This window comes from Terriglobus sp. YAF25, assembly GCF_052113305.1.
In the GTDB taxonomy this organism is placed as follows: domain Bacteria; phylum Acidobacteriota; class Terriglobia; order Terriglobales; family Acidobacteriaceae; genus Terriglobus.
Genome location: NZ_JBFRCY010000826.1, coordinates 1 through 1,867, shown reverse-complemented (window position 1 = coordinate 1,867; position 1,867 = coordinate 1). Strand labels below are relative to the sequence as shown.

Sequence of the window (1,867 nt, the reverse complement as noted above, 5' to 3'; positions counted from 1 at the left end):
CGCTGAAGGCGCGTTCCATACCAGCCTGGGGCAACGCCCCAGGTATCCGGCACATTTGTAGTTAAAGGGCTGAAGGCCCGCTCCATAGCTCGCCGTGAAGGGGCGGGTTTGATGGCACGTCTAACCACCAATGTCTGGGCTGTTGGAATGATCCATGTCGAACGCCGGACGCTTCGCTCACCGTATCGCATCCATTCGCACTCAAAGACGTAACCCTGCAGCAACCTTTACTTGTTACGATTTGTACGCAATCGATCTGCGGCCTGTCGACCCCAAACACAAATCCAAACAATCAAACTCTGCAGATGGGCAGGGAGGAAAGATCCGTGATCCGCAAGACGTACACCGCTCCTCTGGTTTCACTCTCCATTGCCTTTTCCCTCTGCGCCGGCCAGGCACAGGTCGTGGTCAGCGATCCACCCAAAGGCGCCATCCTGCCCAATGGCCGCGCCATTGATCCGGCGGGTACATGGACACCGATCGCTCCCATGCCATTCGCCCTTGCTGTCAGCCCTGACGGCAAACACCTCGTCGCGCCCTCGATCGGCTGGCCATTTGCACTGAACATCATCGACGATCTCGGCGGCAGCTCGCCACGGTACCGTCGCTTTCCGGAGATCAAGGCAGAGAGTGGAACCACAATTCTGCCGTCGAACGATCCGCACCTGCGCGTCTCCTCGACGAACGACCCCAACACCCAGGTCCATATGGGCGTCGCCTATTCGCCCGACGGCTCGCTGTTGTATGACCCCACAGGCGACTCCGGCGCGGTCGACATCTACGACAGCAAAACCTGGCAGCATGTGGGTCGTATTGAACTCGACGGCAAGCTGAACGGCAAGACCTACAAGGAGAGCTTTGCGGCAGTTGCTCTACTCTCTCCGGATGGCAGAACGCTGTACGTTCTGGACCAGGGAAACTGGCGCGTTGTGATCGTAGATCTAAGCACCAAGCAACTGATTGCAGGCCTACCCACCGGCTCAAACCCGCTCGCCATGGCGCTTTCGCCGGACGGCAACCGCCTCTACGTCACCAACTCCGGTCTCTTCGAATATCAACTCGTTCCGGGCGTAAAGCTGGCGGACCCTCTGCACACCGGTCTGCACTTTTCTCCCTTCGGATATCCGTCTGCGGCTGCGCGCAAAGGAGTGAACGCGGAAGGGCATGACGTGCCCGGACTCGGTGATGAAAACAGTCCTCGCGGCAGCTCCTTGTGGACCTACGATGTCTCCTCGGCTGGCGCCACACATCTTTTGTCGAAGCTTCGCCTCGGCCACCGCATCACCGAAGGCCACAACACTGTCGTAGGAGGCGCATCGCCCTCCGGTGTAGTCGCCGGCAAAGAACGCATCTATGTCTCGCTGGCGCACGAGGACTCGATCGCCGTCGTTTCGCCGGACGGAGCGAAACTCGAGCGCGAGATTCCCCTTACGCCCTTCAGTGGTGCTGAGTACAACGACAAAACCGGGCGTCCGTTGCGTGGAGTCATGCCCTTCGGTGTAGGTCTCTCCGGCGGACAGCTCTTTGTCGCTGAGGCAGGGACAAACTCCATCGCCGTCATCGATACCAATACAAACCAGGTCCTCACGCACATCCCCGTGGGTTGGTATCCCGCCGCCGTAGCATTCTCACCGGACCAGAAGACGCTCTACGTTGCCAACAACAGGGGGCAGGGAACCGGACCAAGCATTGCGGCCGACCTCTCGGCCGAAAGCCGCCACTCCATTCATGAGCTGGAGTTCGGCAGCATCTCCACCATTCCACTGCCGATCGCGGAAGACCAGTTCCCACGTTTGACCGCTGCCGTCGTGAAAGCGAACGAGGCGGCCCTCAAGGAATCCTCTCCCCTTCCTCACCTGCGTCATGT

At 59.7% G+C, this 1,867-nt stretch carries 1 protein-coding gene; it reads left to right on the top strand.

What is annotated here, in order from left to right:
- Positions 1–326 precede the first annotated feature (326 nt).
- A partial coding sequence (locus tag AB4043_RS24210) for a YncE family protein (protein ID WP_442308346.1) occupies positions 327–1,867 on the top strand: 1,541 nt, incomplete at its 3' end.